Consider the following 21,242-nt stretch of genomic DNA (forward strand, 5'->3'; position numbering starts at 1 on the left):
GTTAGCGCCGTCAGGGAGCCGGGAAGGGCGGGGCCTGCGGCACGCCCGGGTACGCAATGGGCCGCGGCGCGGGCTTCGGGGCCAGGTGGCGGCGCCGGATGCCGTTGAACACCAGGACGTTGACCAGGTGCATGACGCCGAGGACGAGCGCGACCGTGCCGATCTTGACCGACAGCATCTCGAACACGTCCCGGGCGCTGACCACGAAGCTGTGGCTGGTCAGGAACAGCGTCACGAACCCGAGGCTGACCAGGTAGAAGCCGACCACCAGCAGCTGGTTGACGGCGTTGGCGAGGCCGGGGCTGTCGGCGAAGACCTCGGTGAGGAAGGTGCGGCCGTGCTTGCTCAGCGTCCGGGCGACGAGCACCGTCAGCGGGACGCTGATCAGCAGGTAGAGCGCGTAGGCGAGGACTATCGGGTCCATGGTTCCTCCTTTTTGAACGTGTTCAAGAGAACTGTAGCCCTGGTTTTGAACACGTTCAAGAGGGCTGGGTCACGTCGGCCGGGAAAGCCAGTCCGCGATGTCGGCGACCACGGCCGGGTCGACGTGCTGCGGTGCCTCGTAACCGGCAGGCGTGGAGGGTCCCTCGCCGCGGAAGAACAGGTGGTCGTCGGCCTCGTGCACGCGGATCGTGACGTCGGATCGGCCCGCCAGGCCCGCTCGCCAGCGCGCGAGGTCGCCGGCCACGGTCACCTGGTAGTCGCGGCCGCCCTGGAGGATGAGCATCGGCTTGTCCAGCGCGGCGGCCGTCGCGACCGGGTCGTAGGCGCGCAGGTCCAGCCAGTAGGAGGCCGGCCACCCGAACAGCAGGTCCGCCGCCGGGGTCGCCGGTGACAGGCCGGGGCTCTCGACGAGCGCCGCCTGCCGCGCGACCGACTCGGCGGCCGCCGTGGTGGCCGGGCCGGGGTTCAGTTCGGCCAGGTGGCGGGCGACCCGGACGGCCGCCCGTGGCAGCGGCAGCGTGTCGCCGGCCAGGCTGATCAGGCCGGCGATCGACGGCTCGGCGGCCGCGACCCGCGGAACGGCGTTGCCGCCACCGCTGAGCCCCAGGACGAACACCCGCGCCGGATCCACCTTCCGCTGCCGCTGGAGCAGGTGGACGGCGGCGACCGCGTGCGGCACGTACTCGTCGGCCATCGTGAAGCCGGGCGCGGAGCCGGTCTCCGGGTGGACCCGGGTCACCTTGTCGAACCGGGCCACCGCGATGCCACGCGCGGCCAGTCCCCACGCCAGATCTTTGAACGGCTTGTTGGGCCCGGTCGTCAGGTCGCGGTCGGCGGGCCCGGAGGCGAGCAGCACCAGCCCCGGCCGCGGGCCACGCCCGCGCGGCACGGTGAGCGTGCCGGGCACCGCGAGCGGGCCGGAGCCGACGGTGACCTCGCGCTCGGCGAACCGGGCCGGCTCGGCGTAGGGCGGCGGCTCCCAGGACGCGCCGGACGGCGGCGCGAGCCGGAGCCCGTGCAGCAGGCCGGCGTCGTCGACCGACATGACCACGGTGAGGCCGCCGCGCTCGCAGGTGACCGGGACGCTGACCCGGACCAGCCCCGCCTTGGCCGGCTCGCGCACCGGCGCGCCGACCGCCCGGACCGGGCCGGCCTTGGCGATTTCGGTCTCCCAGCCGACTCGGAGCGTCCCGGCCGAGGCCGCCGCCCGCAGCCGCGGCGCGAAACGCGCTTCGGCCTCCGTGAAGCGGCCCGCCGCCGCCAGGCCGACGACCGCCAGCGCGATCGCCGCCGGATCCGTGTCCGTCATCCCGCCCCCAACCGTTCTCGGATTTTGCGAACGGTATCACCGCATGAGATCGTTGGGTAGTGGACACCTGGGAACTGCTGGGACACCCGGCGCGGCTGCGGATCGTGCACGCCCTGCGGGGCGAGCGGACGCTCACCACCGCCCAGCTCGGCGCGCTGCTGCCGGACGTCTCGAAAGCCATGCTCTACCGGCACGTCGAGGTGCTCGCCGCCGGCGGGGTCCTGGAGGTGGCCGGCGAACGCCGGGTCCGCGGCGCGGTCGAGCGCCACTACCGGCTGCGCCGAGACCGGGCGGCCATCGACCCCGGCGAGGTCGCTTCGATGACGGCCGAGGACCACCGGCGCGCGTTCGCCGTGGCGGTCGCGACCCTGGTCGCCGAGTTCGACGCCTACCTCGACCGCGACGGCGCCGACCCCTCCGCCGACCCCGTCGGCTACCAGCAGCACGCGATCTGGCTCAGCCGGGACGAACTGATCGCCCTGGTCGGGGAGCTGCGCGCGGCGATCCTGCCCCGGCTGGCCCAGCCCGCGACGCCCGATCGCACCCGGTACCTGCTCAGTCCCATCCTCTTCCCCGGCGAACCGGCCGCCGCCGACCCCGGCTGAGCCGCCCGGCTACGGTGAGGCCATGCGGATCGCGATTCTCGACGACTACCAGGACGTCGCCCTCACCTTCGGTGACTGGAACTCGCTGCAGGCCGACATCACGGTCTTCACCGAGCCCCTGACCGACGTCGTCAAGCAGCTGCAGGGCTTCGAAGCGGTGGTCGCGATGCGCGAGCGCACCCGGTTCCCGGCCGAGGTGCTCGACGCCCTCCCGGACCTGAAGCTGCTGGTCAGCACGGGCAAGCGGAACGCCGCCATCGACGTGGCGGCCGCGCGCCGCAACGGTGTCGTGGTGTCCGCCACCGGCTACATCGGGGAGCCGACCGCCGAGCACACCTGGGCGCTGATCCTCGCCGCGTCGCGGAACCTGCCGCAGGAATTCCGCTCGATGCGCGAGGGCGGCTGGCAGACCGGTGTCGGCACCATGCTGCACGGCAAGACGCTCGGCCTGCTCGGCCTGGGCAGGCTCGGCGCCGGCGCGGCGAAGATCGGGCAGGTCTTCGGGATGGAGACCATCGCCTGGAGCCAGAACCTGACGCCGGAGAAGGCGGAACCGCACGGCGTCACCGCGGTCTCCAAGGAGGAGCTGTTCGCGCGGTCGGACGTGCTGTCGATCCACCTGGTCCTCGGCGAGCGCACCCGCGGCCTGGTCGGGGCGGCCGAGCTCGCCGCGATGAAGCCGTCCGCGCTGCTGGTGAACACCTCGCGCGGCCCGATCGTCGACGAAGCCGCGTTGGTGGACGCGTTGCGGCGCAAGGAGATCCGCGCCGCCGCGCTGGACGTCTACGACACCGAGCCGTTCCCCGCCGACCATCCACTGAGGACACTCGACAACGCGGTCCTGACGCCGCACATCGGCTTCGTCACGCGGGAGGTCTACGAGATCTTCTACGGCGACGCGGTCGAGGACATCGCCGCCTACCAGGCGGGGACGCCGATCCGCGTCATGGAGTGAAGAAGGTGTGCGGCCCGCCGGGGCCCGAGGTCCCCGCACCGGCCCTGCGGCGGGCCTGCACCCCTACAGAACACCACCCGGGCCCGGCCGGTGGCAGGGTCTTTGGACCCTGCCCGCGGGTCCGTTCGGCTGAACGGCCTGCCGCGGCTGGCCGTGAGTGAGAAACCGCACCGGGAACCGGTTTCCCGGTCACGACCGGTCAGGGGAACGGGACGGCGTCCGGGGCGCAGGTCGTCCCCGGCGGCGGGACGGTGAGCTCGGTCAGGTAGCGCACCACGGCCGCCGACGCGCAGGCGCTCGGGGCATCCAGCGACGTGTGGCCGTAGCCGTCCACGACGAGCACGCGGCCGTCGCCCAGTTCCGCCGCCGTGGCCTCGGCGTCGGCCAGCGGGGTCGCCGGGTCGAACCGGTTGTTCAGCACCAGGACCGGAACCGGCCGCGGCCGGTTCCACGGCCCGGTGTAGCGGTCGTCGTCGCGGGCGGGCCAGCCGACGCACTGGGCCATCGAATACACCGCGCTCAGCCCGAAGTACGGCTGCCGCGCGCTTTCCCGGGCGGCGAGCGCGGCGTAGTCCGCGGGCGACTGCGGGTTGTCGCTGTCGAGGCACTGGACGGCCAGGAAGCCGGGGGAGTGCGTCGGCACGGCCGGGTCGAGCACCGGCGCCGCGGGCCCGGGGTCCGCCGGCATCGCGGCGAGGGTCTGGGCGAGCCGCTTCCACCGGCCGGACTGGTAGAGCGCGCTGCCGACCGTCTTCATCAGCGAGGCCACGCCCGGGCCGCGGGAGGCGTGGGCGAAGATCCCGGCGAACCGCTGTTTCGGGTCGCCCGCGGAGAACGCGCACTTCGGCCCGGCGGCGGCGCAGACCGCGAAGAACCGGTCCAGCTCCTGCTGCTGGGCACCGGCGACGTCGGCCCGCACGTCCACCGGCTCGTGCTCCCGGCCCGGCTCGCCGGTGGCGTTCGCGACGAGGTCGAGCGTGCCGTCGAGGGTCATCGCGCGGACCCTGTCTCCGAACAGGTTCGCGTACGTGCCGCCCAAGTAGGTGCCGTAGGAGTACCCGTAGAAGTTCAAGGACGTGTCCCCGACGGCCTGGCGCAGCAGCTCCATGTCCCGGGCGACGTTCGCCGTGGAGAGGTGGTTCAGCAGGGCGCCCGAGGCCGCGCAGGCCTTGCCGGTCGCCGCCGCGGCGGCGAAGTACGCCTCCGGCTGCCGTACCGGCGACCCGGCCGGCGGCTGCGCGTTCGCGCAGCGGATCGGCGCCGACCCGCCGATCCCGCGCGGGTCGAAGCTCACCAGGTCGAACCGGGCCCGCAGCTCGGGCGGGTAGCGGGCGGCGAACCGCGTCAGCTCGCCGACGCCGTCCGTGCCGGGGCCGCCGAAGTTGAAGAACAGCGAGCCGAGCCGCCGTCCCGGGTCGCCGGCAGGCAGCCGGATCACCGACAGGGTGATCGTGGTGCCCTTCGGCTCGCGGTAGCTCAGCGGAACGGCCGCGCCCGCGCACTGGAACGGCCCGTGACAGGGCACCCACCGCAGCACCGGGACGGCGGCGCCGTTCGTGCCGAGCGCCGGGGGAGCGTCCGGCGCCGCCGCCGGGGACACCGCCGGAGCGGGAGCGGCGGCGGGGGCGCTGCAGGCGGCGAGCAGGAGGAGGACTGCGGCGAGAAAGACCCGTCTCACGGGGCCAGTTCCGCCAGGACGGCGTCGGTGTAGCGCGGCCAGACCTCGGCGGCCCACGGGCCGAACGCGCGGTCGGTGAGGGCGATGCAGGCCGCGCCGGCGTCCGGGTCGACCCAGAGGAACGTGCCCGACTGGCCGAAGTGGCCGAACGTCCGCGGCGAGCTGTGCGCACCCGTCCAGTGCGGGCTCTTGTGGTCGCGGATCTCGAAGCCGAGGCCCCAGTCGTTGGGCTTCTGGTGCCCGAAGCCGGGCAGCACGCCGGACAGTCCCGGGAACACCACGCTCGTCGCTTCGGCGACGGTGGCCGGGTCCAGCAGCTTCGGGGCCTGCAACTCGGCGGCGAAGGCGACCAGGTCGTCCACAGTGGACACCGCGCCGGACGCGGGCGAGCCGTCCAGCACGGTCGACGTCATGCCGAGCGGGGCGAACAGCGCCTCGGCCTGGTACTGCGCGAAGGGGATGCCGGAGTGCTCGGCCAGGGCGTCGGCCAGCTGCTCGAACCCGGCGTTGGAGTACAGGCGCCGGGTGCCCGGCGCGGCCATCGCCTTGTGCGCGTCGAAGGCGAGCCCCGAGGTGTGGGCCAGCAGGTGCCGCACGGTCGACCCCTCGGGCCCGGCCGGGGTGTCGAGCTCGACGACGCCTTCTTCGACCGCGATGAGGGCGGTGTAGGCCGTCAGCGGCTTGGACACCGAGGCCAGCCGGAACTCCCGCGCCGGGTCGCCGTGCCGTCCGGCGACGCGGCCGTCCGCCGTCACCACGGCCGTCGCGGCGTTGTCCACCGGCCACTCGTCGATCAGGCGCACGCTCTCCATGGGGCCACCCTACGAAACGAAGGCCTCCGCACCGGTGTCGGGGACCGGTGCGGGGGCCTTCGCGGGGGGTTGACGCTCAGGCGTCGAGGTCGGTGGCGACCAGCTGGGCGACCGCTTCCACGGCCTCCTCGGCGCCCTCGCCCTCGGCGCTGATGACGACCTCGTCGCCGTAACCGGCGGCCAGCGTCATCAGGTTGAGCACGCTGCCGGCGGCCACCGGGCTCCCGCCGGCCTTGGCGATCTGCACCGCGACGGGCTGCGCCGCGGCCGCCTTCGCCACCAGCGCGGCCGGCCGGGCGTGCAGCCCCACCTTGCTGGCCACGGCGACGCGTTTCTCCGGCATGTTCGTCCTCTCGCTAAACAGGTTCTCCGTCGTTACGGATGTTACGCGGCGGCCGTGCGGTCGAGGTCGGCCTCGATCGAGTCGTCCTCGCGGCCCGGGGTGCGCAGGTTCCACTTGGTGATCGCGAAGCGGAACACCACGTAGTAGATCACCGCGTAGACGAGACCGATCGGGATCAGCAGCCACGGCTTCTGCGCCGCCGGGGCACCGAAGTTGAGCAGGTAGTCGATCGCGCCGGCCGAGAAGTTGAAGCTCTGGTGGATGCCCAGCGCGTTGCAGATCGCCAGCGAGGTCCCGGTCATGATCGCGTGGAACAGGTACAGCGGCCACGCGACGAACATGAACGAGAACTCGATCGGCTCGGTGACACCGGTGAGGAACGAGGTCAGCGCGCCGGCGATCATCACACCGCCGACGACCTTCTTCTGCGCCGGGCGGGCCGTCTGCCAGATGGCCAGTGCGGCCGCGGGCAGCGCGAACATGAAGATCGGGAAGAAGCCCGTGGTGAAGGCACCCGCCGACATCTTGCCCGCGACGAAGTTGTTGATGTCACCGCCGTCGAAGATGAACCAGACCGGGACGTTCAGCAGCTGGTGCAGACCGACCGGGATGAGCAGGCGGTTCAGCGCGCCGTAGATGCCGCCACCGACGATCGGGGAGGCGGTGACCGCGTCACCGGCGGCCTCGATGCCGCTGTTGACCCAGTGGAAGACCAGGCCGAAGATCACGCCGAGGAGCACCATGACGCCCGCGGTGATGATCGGGACGAACCGGCGGCCACCGAAGAACGCCAGGTAGGCGGGCAGCTTGATGCGGTGGTACTTCTGCCACAGCAGCGCCGCCACGATGCCGACCACGACACCGGCGAGCACCGAGTACGGCCACTTGATCGGCGCGAGTTCGGTCGCGCCCGCCTTGTAGCCGGGCAGGTCGCTCAGCGGTGCGAACACCTGGACGACGGCGCTGAAGACGAAGAAGCCGACGACGGCCGCGACGGCGGTCGAGCCGTCGCCCTTCTTGGCGAAGCCGACGGCGATGCCGACCGCGAACAGCAGCGGCAGCCAGTTGAACAGCGTGCCGCCACCGGCGGCCAGCACCGAAGCGACCTTGTTCCAGCCAAGGCCGTCCTTGCCGAGCATGTCGTCCTGGCCGAGCCGGAGCAGGATGCCCGCCGCCGGGAGCACGGCGATCGGGAGCATGAGGCTACGGCCGAAGCGCTGAAGACCGGCGAGACCGCTGCCGCTCTTCTTCGCCCCCTCCGCGGTGGTGGAGCTCATCTGGATCCTCCATAGTGGGGTGGTTGACCGGGTTCCGGGGTGTTCCGGTCCAACTGCATGGTCACCTGGTAGTGGTCTCCCCGGTACCAGGACGTGATGTCTTCGATGGGGTCCCCGTTGGCGCTGGAGACCCGCCGGAACACGAGCAGCGGGCTGCCGGCACGCATGCCGAGCAACCGCGCGGTCTCGCGGTCCGCGCCTTCGGCCCAGACCGTCTGCCACGCCTGGTCGGGACGCACACCGTACGTCTCGGCCAGCTGCGCGTAGATGGACTGGGTCAGGTCGAGCCCGAGCAGGCCGGGAGCCCGGCCCGCGTGGTACCAGCCGCGCTCGACGGCCAGTGGCACGCCGTCGGCGTGGCGCAGGCGCACCAGGTGGTGCGCGGACGCGCCCTCGGCCAGGCCGAGGGCGTGTGCCGAGGCGGTGGGCGGCACCTCGGTGGCCGCCGAGACCACCTCGGTCGTCGGGGTCAGCCCCCGCCTCCGCATGTCGTCGGTGAACGACATCAGGTAGAGCTGCAGCTCCATCCGCCGTGCGGCGGTGAACGTGCCCTTGCCGCGGACCCGGGCGAGCAGCCCCTCCTCGACCAGCTTGCCGATCGCCGACCGGACCGTGAGCCGCGACACGCCGTAGCGCTGGGCCAGCTCGCGTTCGGACGGGATCGGCGCACCCGGCGGGAGCTCGCGCTCCACCGTGCGGCGGAGGATTTCCCGCAGCTGGGCGTGCTTGGGCGTGGGCCCGTTGACAACCTTGTCGGGCGGCGGGACGTGCGCTGCCGCGCTCATCGGCGTCACCCTCCTCGTTCTCTCGCACCGGGGGGCCGGTGCTCGCATCCGGCCCCGAACATTGGTACGTTCCGGTCTAGACCAATGATCTGATGGGGCAGGATGCTCCGCCGCGCGGACGGGTGTCAACCACCGTTATCCGTTCGTGGCCCGCGGCGGGGTGCAAGCGGACGAACGGCGTAGTACAGGTGGACACGCGGTTCGCGTCAGGTTGGGAACAAACAGTGATCAAGGAGACCGCGATGGCGGATGACAGGCCGGAAAAGATCCTCGCGGCACTCGGCGGCGCGGGCAATCTCACCGAGGTCGAAGGCTGCATCACGCGGCTGCGCTGCGAAGTCGAGGACATGAGCCTCGTCGACGAGGGCGCGCTCAAGAAGGCCGGCGCGATGGGCGTGGTCAAGATGGGGTCGACGGCCCTGCAGGTGATCGTCGGGCCGGAGGCGGACACCATCGCCAGCGACATCGAGGACCTGCTGTGAGCTTCGACATCCTCAGCCCGGTCGCCGGGCGCGTGGTGCCGATCACCGAGGTCCCCGACCCGGTGTTCGCGCAGGCCATGGTGGGCCCGGGCATCGCGGTGCAGCCCTCCGGCGGCCGGTCGGACGCGGTCGCGCCGGTCGACGGCACGGTGGCCACCCTGCACCCGCACGCCTACGTCATCGCCACCGAGGACGGCAAGGCCGTGCTGGTCCACCTGGGCATCGACACGGTCAAGGAGAAGGGCGAGGGCTTCACGCTGCACGTCGTCAAGGGCGAGCAGGTGCGCGCCGGGCAGCCGGTCGTCAGCTGGGACCCGGAGGCGGTGACCGCGGCGGGCTACTCGGCGATCGTCCCGGTCGTCGCGCTGGACGCCTCGGCGGAGGTTTTGTCCGGTTTGGACACCGAGCGGGACGTCGCCGCCGGCGACCGGCTGTTCGCCTGGGACGCCTGAGCCGCTCTTTCCCGCTCCCGGACGCGAACGGGCCCTGGTGGACGACGCTCCACCAGGGCCCGTTCGCGTGTCCGGCTCGTCAGCCGGTGACGACCTTCCCGTTTTCGACCTTGACCGGCACCGACGGCAGCGGCTTGTTGGCCGGGCCCTGCTTGACCTCGCCGGTGAGGGCGTTGAACACCGAACCGTGGCACGGGCAGATCAGGTCGGCCCCCTTCGGCGCGACGGTGCAGCCCTGGTGCGTGCACACCGCGCTGAACGCGGCGGCGACCGACTCGGACGTCCGGGCCACGATCACGTCGGAGCCGTCCGGCGCCTTCGCCGCCTTGGCCTGCCCGACCGGGACTTCGGCGAGCGCGACCAGCGGTGTCCCGGCGGCGATCGGGGCCTGCGCGGTGCCCGACTTGCCGTTCGGTTCCGACGAGCAGGCGGTGAGGGCGACGGCGCCGACGGCGGCACCGGCGACGGCGGCACCGGTGGACAGGACGGTGCGGCGGGAGTGCAGTTCGGCTGTCATGCCCTTATGAACGGGACGGCCCCCCGTTCGGTTCAATTCCCGGTGAACCGGATCGCCCCCTGTTCCGTGTATGTAGCGGAGTGGGTGTGGAGTGGAGGAACGATCATGGTGAGTTGGGTTCTGCGCATCGTCGTGGCGGCCGCGCTGCTGGGCTCGGCGGGAGTGCACTACTTCCTGTGGACCGAGGACTACCCGGGCATCGTCGGGCCGCTGTTCCTGCTCGACGCGATCGCCGGGCTGGTGCTGGCGATCGCGGTGCTGGCGTGGCGGCACTGGCTGCCCGCGCTGGGTGCGTTCGGCTTCGGGGCGCTGACGCTCGGCGCGTACGTGCTGGCCGCGACGGTCGGGTTCGCCGGCAACCACGACCAGTTCAACAGCCAGCCGGAGTACTGGGGCGTCATCACGGAGGCGGTCTGCATCGTGGGCGGGCTGGCGCTGCTGTTCGTGAAGGACCGGCGCCGCGTCGCGGCCTGAGTTCGTGGGAGAAGTCGCCGAAGAGGCGCTCATGCGCGCGCTGCACGAAGAGCACGCGGCCGCGTTGTGGTCCTACGCCCTGCACCTGACGTCGGGGGACCGGATCCGGGCCGAGGACGTCGTCCAGGAGACGCTGCTGCGGGCCTGGCGGTCGCCGTCGGTGCTGGACCAGACGCAGGGCTCGGCGCGCGCGTGGCTGTTCACCGTCGCCCGCCGGATCGCCATCGACGGCTGGCGGTCGGCGTCCGCGCGGTCGGAGGTGCCGACCGACCGGCCGCCGGACCGCGTGGTCGCCGACGGCACCGACCGCGCGGTGCAGGGCTGGCTGGTCGCCGAGGCGCTGGCCGAGCTGTCGGAACGGCACCGCGAGGTGCTGCTGCTGTGTTACTTCCAGGGCTATTCAGTGGCAGACGCGGCGCTGAAGCTGGGAGTGGCCGAAGGGACGGTCAAGTCGCGCACGCACTACGCATTGCGCGCGCTCCGGCTGGTGCTCGAAGAGAGGGGAGTGACCCAGTGAGCGAAGACCCGTTCGCGACGTTCGACGCCGCGTACGTCCTGGGGGCGCTCGCCCCGGAGGACCGGCAGCGCTTCGAGGAGCACCTGCGCACGTGCGACCGGTGCGCGTCGTCGGTCCGCGAGCTCGCGGGGCTGCCCGGGCTGCTGGCCAGGGTGGACACGCCGGCCTCGCTGCCCGACGCCGGGCCGCCCCCGCCGGACCTGCTGCCGGTGGTGCTGCGCCGGGTGCGGCGCGGCCGCCGGATCCGCCTCGCGGTGACGTCCGCGTCGGCCGCGCTGGCGGTGTCGGCCTGCGTGGCGCTGGCCGTGGTGGCCTCGGCGCCTGCTGTGCCCGCTCCGCCGCCTGCGGTGGCGATGACCGCCCTGGGGCAGTTCCCGGTCCGCGCGGACGCCCGCCTGGCGGCGTTCGACTGGGGCACCCAGGTCGACATGTCGTGCAGCTACACCGGCGGCCGCAGCGGCGGCGAGTACCTCCTGGTGGCGATCTCGCGATCCGGGACGGAGACGGAACTGGCCACCTGGAAGGCCCTCCCGGACAACACGGCCCGCCTGTCGGTCGGCACGGCCCTGCGGACGCCGGACCTGGCGGCACTGGAGATCCGCTTGGCGACCGGCCAGCCCCTGCTCCGCCTGACGCTCTGACCGGTGGCTCATCCGGGCCGCAGGGGGCCCCGGATGAGCCACCCACCACTCCCGCTCCCCATCACGCGAGTCCCGCCCCCAGTCACGCGGTTCCCGCCCCCAGTCACGCGGTTCCCGCTCTCGGGCACGGGTGATGCCCCTCCAATCACGAGTGATGCCCGCCCAATCACGCGAGATACCCGCCCAATCACGCGAGATCCGTCTTCAATCACGCCATCCGACCTTCCCGATACGCCATCCGACCCTCCAGGTACGCGGGCCGACCCTTCAGGTACGCGAGCCGACTCTCCGGGTACGCGAGCCGGCCGTCCAAGCACGTGCGCTATCCCCGGCCCGAAGTCGCCCACAGGAGTGAATCCGCTCCGAACGCGTCCGGAATCCTCCGTTCGCAACAACCGGTGATTGCCGTCCGCAACCCCGCGGCAGCAGCCTGGAGTCATGACCTTTCCGATCTTCGCCACCACCACCGCGGCCGCCCTGCAGCACGCCCCGGCCCTGATCCTGCTGCCGTGCGCCGCCGTCCTGGCCGTCCTCGGCGTGACCGCCGCCACCGCTCTCCGGCCGTTCGCCTTCTTCGCCGGTGCGGATGACCGGAGGTATCTCCGGGCCCGCGCCGCGCCCGTGACAGGATTGAGCCCATGTTGCGCTGGATCACCGCAGGTGAATCGCACGGACCCGCGCTGGCCGCCGTGCTCGAAGGCATGCCCGCGGGCGTCTCCGTCACCACCGCCGACGTCACCGAGCAGCTGGCCCGGCGCCGTCTCGGCTTCGGCCGCAGCCCGCGGATGGGCTTCGAGACCGACCACATCGAGTTCCTCGGCGGCGTCCGCCACGGCCTCACCCAGGGCGGCCCGGTCGCGGTCCACATCGAGAACGCCGAGTGGCCCAAGTGGGAGCAGGTCATGGCGGCCGACCCGGTCGACCCGCAGATCCTCGAAGGCCTCGCGCGCAACGAACCGCTCACCCGCCCGCGTCCCGGCCACGCGGACCTGCCCGGCATGCAGAAGTACGGCTTCGAGGAGGCCCGTCCCGTCCTCGAGCGCGCCAGCGCCCGCGAGACGGCGTCGCGGACCGCGCTCGGCACCGTCGCGCGCAACTTCCTCAAGCAGTTGCTCGGCGTCGAAATCCTCAGCCACGTCGTCTCGATCGGCGGCGCCGACGCGCCCGAGGGTCCCCTCCCGCTGCCGGAGGACCTGGCGGCCATCGACGAGAGCCCAGTGCGCGCCTTCAGCCAGGAGGGCACCGACGCGATGGTCGCCGAGGTCGACGCCGTCCGGAAGGCGGGTGACACCGTCGGAGGCGTGATCGAGGTGCTCGCCTACGGCCTCCCGCCGGGCCTCGGCTCCCACGTCCACTGGGACCGCCGGCTCGACGCGCGGCTGGCCGGCGCGCTGATGGGCGTCCAGGCGATGAAGGGCGTCGAGGTCGGTGACGGCTTCACCACCGCCCGTCGCTGGGGCAGCCAGGCCCACGACGAGATCGACCGCGGCACCGGTCCGGTCGGCGTCACCCGCCGGTCCAACCGCGCGGGCGGCTTGGAAGGCGGCATCACCAACGGCGAGCCGCTGCGTGTCCGGGTGGCCATGAAGCCGATCTCGACCGTCCCGAAAGCACTGTCCACAGTGGACGTCAAGACCGGCGAACCGGCGGTGGCCATCCACCAGCGCTCGGACGTCTGCGCGGTGCCCCGCGCCGGGGTCGTGCTCGAGTCGGTGGTGGCGCTGGTCCTCGCCGACGCCGCGCTCGAGAAGTTCGGCGGCGATTCGCTCGCCGAGAGCAAGCGCAACGCCGACGCGTACCTCAAGGCCCTCGAGGAGCGGTGGTGAGTCCGCGCGCGGTGGTCGTCGGGCCGCCGGGCTCGGGCAAGAGCACGGTCGGGCCGCTGCTGGCCGTCGCGCTCGGCGTCGCGTTCCGGGACAGCGATGACGACATCGTCGCGCGCGCCGGGCGCAGCATCTCCGACATCTTCGCGGAAGACGGGGAGCCCGCTTTCCGTGCGCTGGAAGAGGAAGCGGTCGCCACCGCGCTGGCCGAGCACGAGGGTGTGCTCTCCCTGGGCGGCGGTGCGCCGCTCACCCCGGGCACCCGGGCGCGGCTGGCCGAGCACACCGTCGTGTTCCTCAACGTCGGCCTCGCGGCGGGGGTGCAGCGCACCGGGCTGTCCTCCGCGCGGCCGCTGCTGGCCGGGGTGAACCCCCGCGCCACCTTCAAGAAACTGCTCGACGAGCGAGTGCCCGTCTACCGCGAGGTCGCCACCGTCGAGATCGTCACCGACGATCGGACGCCCTCCGAGATCGTCGCGCACCTCGTGGCGGAGCTCGCCGCTCCCGCCGAAGCCAAGGAGTGAGTTCCCTCGTGTCTGATCCGGTGCGCATCCCGGTCGCCACCGCCCAGCCCTACGACGTCGTGGTCGGGCGCGGCCTGCTCGGCGACCTCACCGAGCACCTGGCCGGCGCTTCGAAGATCGCGCTGATCCACCCGCCCACGCTGACCACCACGGCCGAGGCCATCCGCGACGAGCTGGCCGCCGCGGGTCTGGACGCCCACCGCGTCGAAATCCCGGACGCCGAGGACGGCAAGGCGCTGACCGTCGCGGGCTTCTGCTGGGAGGTGCTCGGCCGGATCGGGCTGGACCGCCGCGGCGCCGTGGTCGGCCTCGGCGGCGGTGCCGTCACCGATCTCGCCGGGTTCGTCGCGGGCACGTGGATGCGCGGCGTCCGGCTGGTCAACGTGCCGACGACGCTCCTCGGCATGGTCGACGCGTCGGTCGGCGGCAAGACCGGCATCAACACCGACGCGGGCAAGAACCTGGTCGGGGTGTTCCACGAGCCGAGCGCGGTGTTCGTCGACCTCGCGACGCTGGAGACGCTGCCGCCGAACGAACTCGTCGCCGGCATGGCCGAGGTCGTCAAGGCCGGCTTCATCGCCGACCCGCGGATCCTGGAGCTGATCGAGGCCGATCCGGCCGCCGCGCTCGACCCGGCGGGTGACGTCCTGGCCGAGCTGGTCCGCCGGTCCATCCAGGTCAAGGCGGACGTCGTGGCCGCCGACCTGCGCGAATCCGACCTGCGGGAGATCCTCAACTACGGGCACACGCTCGGGCACGCCATCGAGCGCCGCGAGCGGTACCGGTGGCGGCACGGCGCCGCGGTCAGCGTCGGCCTGGTGTTCGCCGCCGAGCTGGCGCGGCTGGCCGGGCGGCTCGACGACGCCACGGCCGCGCGGCACGCCTCGGTGCTGAAGCTGCTCGGCCTGCCGACGACGTACGGCGCCGACGCGCTGCCGCAGCTGCTGGAAACCATGAAGGGCGACAAGAAGACCCGCTCCGGGGCGCTGCGGTTCGTCGTCCTCGACGCGCTCGCGAAGCCCGGCCGGCTCGAGGGGCCGGACCCGGCGCTGCTCGCGGCCGCGTACTCGGCGATCGCGTCGGAGCCGTCCCGCAGCGGCGGGAGCGTGCTGCTGTGAAGGTGTTCGTCTTCAACGGCCCGAACCTCGGCCGGCTCGGCAAGCGCGAGCCGTCGGTCTACGGCTCGACGACGCACGACGACCTCGCGGCGCTGTGCGTCAAGAGCGGCGAGGAGCTGGGGATCGAGGTCGAGGTCCGGCAGACCGACTTCGAGGGCGAGCTGGTCGGCTGGCTGCACGAGGCCGCCGACGGCGGGAACCCGGTGGTGCTCAACGCGGGCGCGTGGACGCACTACTCGATCGCGGTGCGCGACGCCGCCGCGCAGCTGACCGCGCCGCTGATCGAGCTGCACATCTCGAACGTCCACAAGCGGGAGGCGTTCCGGCACCACAGCGTCCTTTCGGACATCGCCACGGCGGTCATCGCGGGTCTCGGCGTCGACGGCTACCCGCTGGCCTTGCGCTGGCTCGCCACGCACGCCGGATGACCCTGCTGGCGACACCGCGGCTCACGCTGCGGCCGCTGGCCGAGGCGGATCGCGAAGCCGTGGTGGAGGTGTTCGCCGACCCGGAGATGAGCCGGTACTTCGCGGCGGACTTCTCCGACCCGGCGACGGCGAGCGCGATGGTCGACCGCCGGCTGGCCTACGACGGCCCGGCCGGCCAGGGCCACTGGGTGATCGAGCGCGACGGCCGGGTGATCGGCGTCGCGCACCTGCGGCCGTCGGGGGAGCTGCCGGGCGGGGTGCCCGAGCTGGGCTACTACGTCGCGAGCGCGCACGCGGGGCAGGGCCTGGCCACCGAGGCGGCCCGCGCGCTGCTGGACCACGGGCTCGGCACGCTCGGTCTCCCGGCGGTGTGGGCACTGGTCCACGAGCGGAACGAGGCGAGCCGGAAGGTGGCTGCGCGCCTGGGCTTCCTCGACGTCGGCAGCGGCGTCCACTACGGCGACCTGCACCGGGTGCTGGTCGCGCTGCCGGCGGTGAGCGGGCGGCCGCACCACATCGAGCTGTGGGTGCCGGACCTCGCCGAAGCCGAGCGCAGCTGGGGCTGGCTCCTGGGCGAGCTGGGCTGGCGCGAGTTCCAACGCTGGCCGGACGGTGTCAGCTGGCGCCTCGGCGCGACGTACCTGGTGGCCGAGGCATCCCCGGCGCTGACGGCAGAGGCGCACGAGCGCACGCGGCCGGGGCTGAACCACCTGGCACTGCACGTGGACACCCGCGCACAGGTGGACGACCTGTCGTCCCGGGCACCGAACCACGGCTGGCGGCCGTTGTTCGCGGAGAAGTACCCGCACGCGGGCGGCCCCGCCCACTACGCGGCGTACCTGGAGAACGAGGCGGGCTTCGAGGTCGAGCTGGTCGCGGCGGAGGGGCCGGCAGCGGGAGCCTGACCACCAGGGTGCGCGGAAGGGCACCTGCCTCGGCCTAGGGACTTGCGGGGCGTTCCTGAACGGTGTCGAGTCCCCATTGCCGTCGGAAGCCGGTGATCAACTCCCAGCTCACCCGGGGGTCGACGGACATCTGCTGCCGGGCCGACGCCAGCGCCGTGATGCTGCCGTTCGTCTTGGCCGCGCGCATGGTCTCGGGTGGTAGCTCGTTGGTGAAGAACTCGACGATGGTCGCGCTGAAGTACAGGTAGCTCGCCGCCTCCCAGCGGAGGCGGTGAAGGCCGGTCGGGGGACTGCCGGGGCCATCCGGAAGCGCCGCCGTGCATTGGCTGATCATCCACGAGGCCTGATCGCAGGCCGGGGTCGTGACGACGGCGAGGAAAGCGCTCGGGTCGGCTTCGTCGTCGAGTTGAACCGCCGCGCTGGTGAAAGCTCGGCACTTGGCGGTGATATCGGCTACCACCAGAGACGAGGCGATGGTGGCGAGGTCACTTCCGTCCTTGCGGTCGCGGTGCAGGTCGTACATCGCGACGGCGACACGCCGTAGTTCACGTGGCAAGCCGCCCGACAAGCAGTAACAGAGGTGGATGAAAGGCTCGGGAATGCCGAATGCCCGTTTGGCCAACCAGGCCCTGGCGTCGTCGAGGGTGAAGGGATCGATGCGGATGACGTTGGTGAAGGCACTGTCGAACGCGTCCCGGATCGGGATGCCGCGACGCTGGAACGAAGTCAGCGCGTCCTCGGAGACGGAGACGAGGAACAAACACCGGCTGACCCCGAACACTCCCTTGATCTCGTCGATGAACTCTCTCGCCTCCGCCGGGTCGGCGAGCTTGTCGAGTTCGTCGATGGCGACGATCACCCCGCTGATGTCGTCCGGGGTGAGGACGGAAACGACCCGTTCGAGCAGCCTTCGGTAGTCGTCGACGATTTCGGGATGGGTCAGGGGGCGTTCGGCACGGGCAATGGTCCTGGTCAGGCCCATTTCGAACACACCGCCGGTGCTCAACTTTCCCGACCACCCCTCGGTGCGGGTCTGGAGGAATCGCACCTGACGCAGGTCGTGGCGGGCCAGGGTGCACAGGGCTTTGTGGTCGAGGCTGTAGTAGCGGCGAACGCGGCGACGCCATTCGCCGAAGAGCAGTGCCCAGCAGCCGTCGACGATGTAGCGGATGATCAGCCAAACCGGGCGGCCGAGGGCGTACCCGAACATGAGCGTCGCCAGGATCTGCAGCGCCAGATCCCAGTGCCACGGAGAAAGGTAGTCGAACGGCTCGCTGATGAGTCCGTCGATCATCGCGTTGACTCTTGCGACGCTGACGCTTCGGCTCACGTCGACGAGGTCGAGTGCAAAAAACGTGATCACACCGGCGATGATCCATACGAGCGCGCTGACCACCGCGACTCGGCAGACCCGCTGCAGCCGGGCCACAGTCCTCGCCCTTCGCTGGAGCCGTCGCCAGACAAGCTCGTCTTCGCTTTCGGCCGGAACTCTTTCGTCGGGGCCCGCGGTGCGGAGAACGGCCCGGCAGGTGACGGCGTACAGGTGGAGAATGAACTCCCGGGGGTCGTACCGCGCCGGCGCGCTCGCCACGACGGTGAGGAACGGTGGTTGGTCGGCGGCGGTGAAGGCATTGTCGAGGGTGCGTTCGAGCAAGGTCGTCTTGCCGACCCCTCGAGGCCCCGCGATGCCGACAGCACCCGGATCGGGACGGGACAACTCCCGCCGGAACGCCTCGATCGACCTGGTCTGCACCAGCGGGCTGTCCCGGGTTTGTGAGAGGAGAGCGGAACCGTCCCGCAATGTCAGAACGGTGTCGAAGGTGGGCTCCTTCGCACCGTTGATCCATTCGCGGACATAGGGCGTCACCACTTCGTCGCGAACCGCCTGCCGCCAGTCGAGCTGCTCGCCCTTCCGGGCGGCCCAGGCTCGCAATCGTCTGGCTTCCCAGGTCAGCCGCTCCCAGACACACTCGGGCAGACCGTTGCGCACAAGGAAGCCGAGCGCAGCGAACGACGCCCCGATGAGGGCCAACGGGAGCAGCGACGCAATCGTCCCGTTGAAGAAGGAGAACTTGCCCATCATCCAGGCCGACGCGATCGGAACGGCCAGCCCGACGACCACCGCGCCGACGTTGCGCCGGTTCGGTCGCCATCCCCGGACCCGAAGCGGAGGTCGCTGCCCGGCCAGTGAGGACATGGCCTTCTCCGCCTCGAGTACCGGTTCGTACGCCAGCACGGAACGGTCCATCAACCTCGGATCGGTGGAGAGTTCCCGGACCAGCCGGCGCACGTCGAGGCGTTCCTCGGCGATCTCGGTGGCGAACTCGGGCTGCCACGCCACTTCACCCAGGATCTTGACGAGCTCTTCTCGCACCTTCGACCGCAGGTGCGTGCGCCAGCCGGTGTCTTCGGGCATGGGGACGCCGACGCGTCAGCTCCGGGAACCGGAGATCTCGGTCGGCCTGGGAACCGCCCCGTCATCGATGACGGCGAGCTCGGCGACCTGTCCGTTGAAGAGGACCGTGGCCGGGGCGCCGTCGCCGGTGAGCAGGGTGAGCTTGACGACCTTGCCCTCGGCCATGGCCGCCTCGACGGTGGCCGCGACCGAGGCCACCTCGGCCGCGCTCACCTTCCACACCTGGTCTCCGAGCCTGATCCGCTTGGTCTCCATCGACTTGTCCTTTCGTGGGTTGTCATCCAAGGAATGACGGATCGCGACCGGCTTCCCGTTCGATGGTGAGGTCGAAGGTGAAGTCCGCCGTCCGGACCCTGGTCTCGGCCGCCGGTCGTGTTGTGCCGAACCGCTCGCCGGCCAGGAACCCGGCCCGGTACAGGCCGACGACCCGGCTCGACGACGCCGAGAGCAAGGCTTCGACGGAGTCGATGAGCTCTGCGGCCGACTTCCCGCTCACCGCCGAGAGGTCCGCGTCGACCTCCGGGGCCGGGGACACCCACATGGCAACGTCGAGCCGTTCGCGGACTTCCCCGCGGAACAGCGGGTTGCCTTCGACGGCGAGCCGGGTGCCGTCGACCGCGCCGCTGAACCGCGCGGTGTGGACGTGGTGGCTGGTGTGCCCGTCGGCGGCGGTCGTGAGAACCAGGGTGTCGAGCCGGAAATCCCGGCTGCGGAACGTGCGGTTGTGGTGGACGACCAAGGCGGGCAAACGCACGACCACCGTGGACGGCACCGCGGCTTCGCTCGAGGGCGCCACGGGAGCCGGACGATCGTCGACTTCGAACACGGCCCGTTCCGCGCCGGGCGCCGGAGCCGGCACGACCTCGAAATCGATCGTCCGGACGGCGAAACGCATCGCACGCGTCAGCGCCGGCGTGATGAGTTCTCTGCTGTCGTGGGCGCCCAATCGCCGGAGCTGCTGTTCCAGCCGGTTCGGCGTCGAGCCGGTGCGGACCCCGCCCTGCTGCAGGAGAACCGCGTCGGCGCGGTCTTCGCTGATCAGCACGACGATGGTTTCCCGGCGAGGATTGTCCCGGGGCACCGACGGCGGCCAGCCCAGTTCCAGGCCGGGCAGCGCCCCGGTGACGTCGTCGCCTCCGAAGATGTACTTCTTGCCCGGAGCGATGGCGACGCCGCTGGGGTGCGCCGGGTTCAGCAAGGTGACCTGCGCGGAGATCCCCACGTCCAGCAGCGACACGTACAGGGATTGTTGACCATCGTTGTGCACCACGACACAGACGGCCTGGCCGGGGTGGAGCACCGCGCCACTGGTGGGCAGCGGCTGCGGAACCCCGTCGACGACCCGAGCCAGCTCGAGACGCACCTGGGCGGGCAGTGCCATCCCCGGGTCCTCGGACAACCTCAGTACCGCGCGCGCCCGCGCTATCCGCTTGAGGTCCCCCAGCAGGTGCTCGACGGGCTTGGGGTGACTCAGCGGACCGATGGCGTCGTGGAGGGCTGAGCCACCGGGAGCCGGCAGGACCTGCACCGATCCGGTCTCTTCCGCAGCCGCCGCCCGCAGAGCCGGGTCCTCTTCGACGTGTTTCACCAGAGAGCTCGAGCCGGTTCCGAGAAAGACGGGGAGAGCCGGCACGGCTGTCGCGACGACCTGCGCGCGGGCACCGACAGCGAGCTCGATGCCGGGTTCCGGTCCTCGCAGCTCGCCGAACGCCGAATGCCCGTCGGTCCAGTCGACCACGACGGCACCGAGCAGGTCGTCTTCGTGGTGGATCGCGAACTCGTCCCCCTCTCCGTAGCCGAGCAACCGGGCGCCGGCTATCCGGATCCATCGGCGCTGCCGGGATGCGGGCAGGTAGGCGACCTGCTCCACCGGTTCGGTGCCGAACAACTCCCGTTCGGCCGGGCCCTCGGCCTCCGGCCGTTGCACGCCGCACCGTTCCAGGACCAGCTGGCGGACTCGGTCGACCACGGTCGCCCAGGAGTACCGCCCGGCGTCCGGGCCGAGCGCACCGAGTACCCGCGTGAGCGCGTCGGTGAAGTACCCCATGATCAAGCCATCGGAGTTGTGGGCCTCGTGCGCCTTCTGGTCCGGCGCGCACGCCACGATCCGGACGGCGTCCGGGTTGCCTGCCGCATCCAGCCGCGAGAAGTCGATGCCGTGGCGATGCAGTGAATCCAGGTGCGCCCGGGCCAGGTAGTCCGGTACGGCGCGGGGCCAGACCCGGGCCACAGCGCCGGTACCGAGATCGCGGGACATGGTTCCCGAGTGGCAGCAGTCGAGGATGACCGCGCAGTTGCGCGTGCGTTCGGTGAGCCTGCTGAGCAGAAAAGACAGTTCCACGTTGGCGATACCGCGGAAATCATCCTCTTCCGACTGCTCGTAATCGGTCGGGACGATGAATTGGACCACTCCGGGTCCGGGCATGCCGTCGGCCAGGGCCGGGTCCTTCGCGTAAGTCCCGTGCCCGCTGTAGTAGACGACGGCGGCGTCGTCCGGACGTGACTGGCTGATCAGCCGCTCGTAGGCGTCGAGGATGCCGGCCCGGCTGGCGTTCTCCCCGTCGCACACCACGGGCTGGAAACCTCGGCGCGCCAATACGTCCGCCATGGCGGCGATGTCGTTGCCGGGACCACGCAAGCCCTGGGTGGCCGAGCCGATCAGCAGTGCCCTGCGTACCATCTGTCCTCCTGGGTCCGGGTGTGCCGAACCGGCTCGGGCCGTTCCCGAGCCGGTTGC

At 71.7% G+C, this 21,242-nt stretch carries 23 protein-coding genes; 12 read left to right on the forward strand and 11 right to left on the reverse strand.

The genetic code is table 11. From position 1 onward, the window contains the following. Positions 1–10: 10 nt before the first annotated feature. Positions 11–424, reverse strand: a complete 414-nt coding sequence (locus ABZX11_RS15745; protein ID WP_354913529.1) for a hypothetical protein — start codon at positions 422–424, stop codon at positions 11–13. A 69-nt stretch (positions 425–493) separates the two neighbouring features. Then, a complete protein-coding gene (locus ABZX11_RS15750) occupies positions 494–1,753 on the reverse strand; it encodes a hypothetical protein (RefSeq protein WP_354913531.1) in 1,260 nt (419 codons plus the stop codon). A 59-nt stretch (positions 1,754–1,812) separates the two neighbouring features. Here ABZX11_RS15750 and ABZX11_RS15755 point away from each other — a divergent pair, with 59 nt between their 5' ends. Both ABZX11_RS15755 and ABZX11_RS15760 read left to right on the forward strand, forming a co-directional pair. Beyond that, positions 1,813–2,358, forward strand: a complete 546-nt coding sequence (locus ABZX11_RS15755; RefSeq protein WP_354913533.1) for a helix-turn-helix domain-containing protein — start codon at positions 1,813–1,815, stop codon at positions 2,356–2,358. 22 nt (positions 2,359–2,380) lie between these two features. Beyond that, the gene (locus ABZX11_RS15760; RefSeq protein ID WP_176176209.1) at positions 2,381–3,313 is read left to right on the forward strand and encodes a D-2-hydroxyacid dehydrogenase family protein; all 933 of its coding nucleotides are present in this window, start codon (positions 2,381–2,383) and stop codon (positions 3,311–3,313) included. 199 nt (positions 3,314–3,512) lie between these two features. On the opposite strand, the gene ABZX11_RS15765 is transcribed toward ABZX11_RS15760, so the two are convergent. The 5 genes from ABZX11_RS15765 to ABZX11_RS15785 form a co-directional block, all read right to left on the reverse strand. Further along, positions 3,513–4,991 (reverse strand): alpha/beta hydrolase, encoded by a 1,479-nt coding sequence (locus tag ABZX11_RS15765; RefSeq protein ID WP_354913535.1) that lies wholly within the window; start codon positions 4,989–4,991, stop codon positions 3,513–3,515. After that, positions 4,988–5,803, reverse strand: coding sequence for a serine hydrolase domain-containing protein (locus ABZX11_RS15770; protein WP_354913537.1), 816 nt, complete (start codon positions 5,801–5,803; stop codon positions 4,988–4,990). The genes ABZX11_RS15765 and ABZX11_RS15770 overlap by 4 nt, the downstream gene beginning before the upstream one ends. 76 nt (positions 5,804–5,879) lie before the next feature. Beyond that, positions 5,880–6,146 (reverse strand): HPr family phosphocarrier protein, encoded by a 267-nt coding sequence (locus ABZX11_RS15775; protein WP_013224593.1) that lies wholly within the window; start codon positions 6,144–6,146, stop codon positions 5,880–5,882. Between the two features lie 41 nt (positions 6,147–6,187). Next, positions 6,188–7,423: a PTS transporter subunit EIIC gene (locus ABZX11_RS15780; protein ID WP_176176212.1), complete on the reverse strand. Its 1,236-nt coding sequence runs from the start codon at positions 7,421–7,423 to the stop codon at positions 6,188–6,190. Further along, positions 7,420–8,208: a GntR family transcriptional regulator gene (locus ABZX11_RS15785; protein ID WP_354913540.1), complete on the reverse strand. Its 789-nt coding sequence runs from the start codon at positions 8,206–8,208 to the stop codon at positions 7,420–7,422. The genes ABZX11_RS15780 and ABZX11_RS15785 overlap by 4 nt, the downstream gene beginning before the upstream one ends. A gap of 242 nt (positions 8,209–8,450) precedes the next feature. Here ABZX11_RS15785 and ABZX11_RS15790 point away from each other — a divergent pair, with 242 nt between their 5' ends. Both ABZX11_RS15790 and ABZX11_RS15795 read left to right on the forward strand, forming a co-directional pair. After that, positions 8,451–8,690: a PTS glucose/sucrose transporter subunit IIB gene (locus ABZX11_RS15790; RefSeq protein ID WP_167455364.1), complete on the forward strand. Its 240-nt coding sequence runs from the start codon at positions 8,451–8,453 to the stop codon at positions 8,688–8,690. Next, positions 8,687–9,142, forward strand: coding sequence for a PTS glucose transporter subunit IIA (locus ABZX11_RS15795; RefSeq protein WP_176176214.1), 456 nt, complete (start codon positions 8,687–8,689; stop codon positions 9,140–9,142). Before ABZX11_RS15790 ends, ABZX11_RS15795 begins: the two co-directional genes overlap by 4 nt. 79 nt (positions 9,143–9,221) lie before the next feature. Here ABZX11_RS15795 and ABZX11_RS15800 read toward each other — a convergent pair whose 3' ends face one another. Then, the gene (locus ABZX11_RS15800) at positions 9,222–9,659 is read right to left on the reverse strand and encodes a Rieske (2Fe-2S) protein (protein WP_354913542.1); all 438 of its coding nucleotides are present in this window, start codon (positions 9,657–9,659) and stop codon (positions 9,222–9,224) included. A gap of 105 nt (positions 9,660–9,764) precedes the next feature. Between ABZX11_RS15800 and ABZX11_RS15805 the strand changes: the two genes are divergently transcribed. The 8 genes from ABZX11_RS15805 (at position 9,765) to ABZX11_RS15840 (ending at position 16,089) form a co-directional block, all read left to right on the forward strand. Beyond that, positions 9,765–10,133, forward strand: coding sequence for a hypothetical protein (locus ABZX11_RS15805; RefSeq protein ID WP_176176216.1), 369 nt, complete (start codon positions 9,765–9,767; stop codon positions 10,131–10,133). Between the two features lie 4 nt (positions 10,134–10,137). Beyond that, the gene (locus ABZX11_RS15810; RefSeq protein ID WP_354913544.1) at positions 10,138–10,650 is read left to right on the forward strand and encodes a sigma-70 family RNA polymerase sigma factor; all 513 of its coding nucleotides are present in this window, start codon (positions 10,138–10,140) and stop codon (positions 10,648–10,650) included. Continuing rightward, entirely contained in the window at positions 10,647–11,291 is a 645-nt protein-coding gene (locus ABZX11_RS15815) for a zf-HC2 domain-containing protein (protein ID WP_176176218.1), read from the forward strand. The genes ABZX11_RS15810 and ABZX11_RS15815 overlap by 4 nt, the downstream gene beginning before the upstream one ends. A 638-nt stretch (positions 11,292–11,929) precedes the next feature. Then, positions 11,930–13,117, forward strand: a complete 1,188-nt coding sequence (gene aroC, locus ABZX11_RS15820) for a chorismate synthase (protein ID WP_354913546.1) — start codon at positions 11,930–11,932, stop codon at positions 13,115–13,117. Beyond that, entirely contained in the window at positions 13,114–13,638 is a 525-nt protein-coding gene (locus tag ABZX11_RS15825; RefSeq protein ID WP_354913548.1) for a shikimate kinase, read from the forward strand. Before aroC ends, ABZX11_RS15825 begins: the two co-directional genes overlap by 4 nt. Before the next feature lie 8 nt (positions 13,639–13,646). Further along, positions 13,647–14,756, forward strand: a complete 1,110-nt coding sequence (gene aroB, locus ABZX11_RS15830; protein ID WP_354913550.1) for a 3-dehydroquinate synthase — start codon at positions 13,647–13,649, stop codon at positions 14,754–14,756. Beyond that, positions 14,753–15,184, forward strand: coding sequence for a type II 3-dehydroquinate dehydratase (gene aroQ, locus ABZX11_RS15835; RefSeq protein WP_176176222.1), 432 nt, complete (start codon positions 14,753–14,755; stop codon positions 15,182–15,184). Before aroB ends, aroQ begins: the two co-directional genes overlap by 4 nt. After that, positions 15,181–16,089 (forward strand): GNAT family N-acetyltransferase, encoded by a 909-nt coding sequence (locus ABZX11_RS15840; RefSeq protein ID WP_354913552.1) that lies wholly within the window; start codon positions 15,181–15,183, stop codon positions 16,087–16,089. The genes aroQ and ABZX11_RS15840 overlap by 4 nt, the downstream gene beginning before the upstream one ends. 34 nt (positions 16,090–16,123) lie before the next feature. On the opposite strand, the gene ABZX11_RS15845 is transcribed toward ABZX11_RS15840, so the two are convergent. The 3 genes from ABZX11_RS15845 to ABZX11_RS15855 are packed head-to-tail and all read right to left on the reverse strand — an operon-like array spanning position 16,124 to position 21,185. Next, on the reverse strand, positions 16,124–18,505 hold the full coding sequence (locus ABZX11_RS15845; protein WP_354913554.1) for a hypothetical protein: 2,382 nt from the start codon (positions 18,503–18,505) through the stop codon (positions 16,124–16,126). Between the two features lie 15 nt (positions 18,506–18,520). Further along, a complete protein-coding gene (locus ABZX11_RS15850; protein ID WP_354913556.1) occupies positions 18,521–18,760 on the reverse strand; it encodes a hypothetical protein in 240 nt (79 codons plus the stop codon). 22 nt (positions 18,761–18,782) lie between these two features. Then, a complete protein-coding gene (locus ABZX11_RS15855) occupies positions 18,783–21,185 on the reverse strand; it encodes a caspase family protein (protein ID WP_354913558.1) in 2,403 nt (800 codons plus the stop codon). Between the last annotated feature and the right edge of the window lie 57 nt (positions 21,186–21,242).

Origin of the sequence: Amycolatopsis sp. NPDC004169 (genome assembly GCF_040610315.1) — a bacterium.
GTDB lineage: Bacteria > Actinomycetota > Actinomycetes > Mycobacteriales > Pseudonocardiaceae > Amycolatopsis.

Excerpts from the sequence above, each read along its gene's own strand:
- ABZX11_RS15745 (WP_354913529.1), bottom strand. The coding sequence starts at position 424 with ATGGACCCGATAGTCCTCGCCTACGCGCTCTACCTGCTGATCAGCGTC.
- ABZX11_RS15750 (WP_354913531.1), bottom strand. The coding sequence starts at position 1,753 with ATGACGGACACGGATCCGGCGGCGATCGCGCTGGCGGTCGTCGGCCTG.
- ABZX11_RS15760 (WP_176176209.1), top strand. The coding sequence starts at position 2,381 with ATGCGGATCGCGATTCTCGACGACTACCAGGACGTCGCCCTCACCTTC.
- ABZX11_RS15770 (WP_354913537.1), bottom strand. The coding sequence starts at position 5,803 with ATGGAGAGCGTGCGCCTGATCGACGAGTGGCCGGTGGACAACGCCGCG.
- ABZX11_RS15775 (WP_013224593.1), bottom strand. The coding sequence starts at position 6,146 with ATGCCGGAGAAACGCGTCGCCGTGGCCAGCAAGGTGGGGCTGCACGCC.
- ABZX11_RS15780 (WP_176176212.1), bottom strand. The coding sequence starts at position 7,423 with ATGAGCTCCACCACCGCGGAGGGGGCGAAGAAGAGCGGCAGCGGTCTC.
- ABZX11_RS15785 (WP_354913540.1), bottom strand. The coding sequence starts at position 8,208 with ATGAGCGCGGCAGCGCACGTCCCGCCGCCCGACAAGGTTGTCAACGGG.
- ABZX11_RS15790 (WP_167455364.1), top strand. The coding sequence starts at position 8,451 with ATGGCGGATGACAGGCCGGAAAAGATCCTCGCGGCACTCGGCGGCGCG.
- ABZX11_RS15800 (WP_354913542.1), bottom strand. The coding sequence starts at position 9,659 with ATGACAGCCGAACTGCACTCCCGCCGCACCGTCCTGTCCACCGGTGCC.
- ABZX11_RS15805 (WP_176176216.1), top strand. The coding sequence starts at position 9,765 with ATGGTGAGTTGGGTTCTGCGCATCGTCGTGGCGGCCGCGCTGCTGGGC.
- aroC (WP_354913546.1), top strand. The coding sequence starts at position 11,930 with ATGTTGCGCTGGATCACCGCAGGTGAATCGCACGGACCCGCGCTGGCC.
- ABZX11_RS15840 (WP_354913552.1), top strand. The coding sequence starts at position 15,181 with ATGACCCTGCTGGCGACACCGCGGCTCACGCTGCGGCCGCTGGCCGAG.
- ABZX11_RS15845 (WP_354913554.1), bottom strand. The coding sequence starts at position 18,505 with ATGCCCGAAGACACCGGCTGGCGCACGCACCTGCGGTCGAAGGTGCGA.
- ABZX11_RS15850 (WP_354913556.1), bottom strand. The coding sequence starts at position 18,760 with ATGGAGACCAAGCGGATCAGGCTCGGAGACCAGGTGTGGAAGGTGAGC.
- ABZX11_RS15855 (WP_354913558.1), bottom strand. The coding sequence starts at position 21,185 with ATGGTACGCAGGGCACTGCTGATCGGCTCGGCCACCCAGGGCTTGCGT.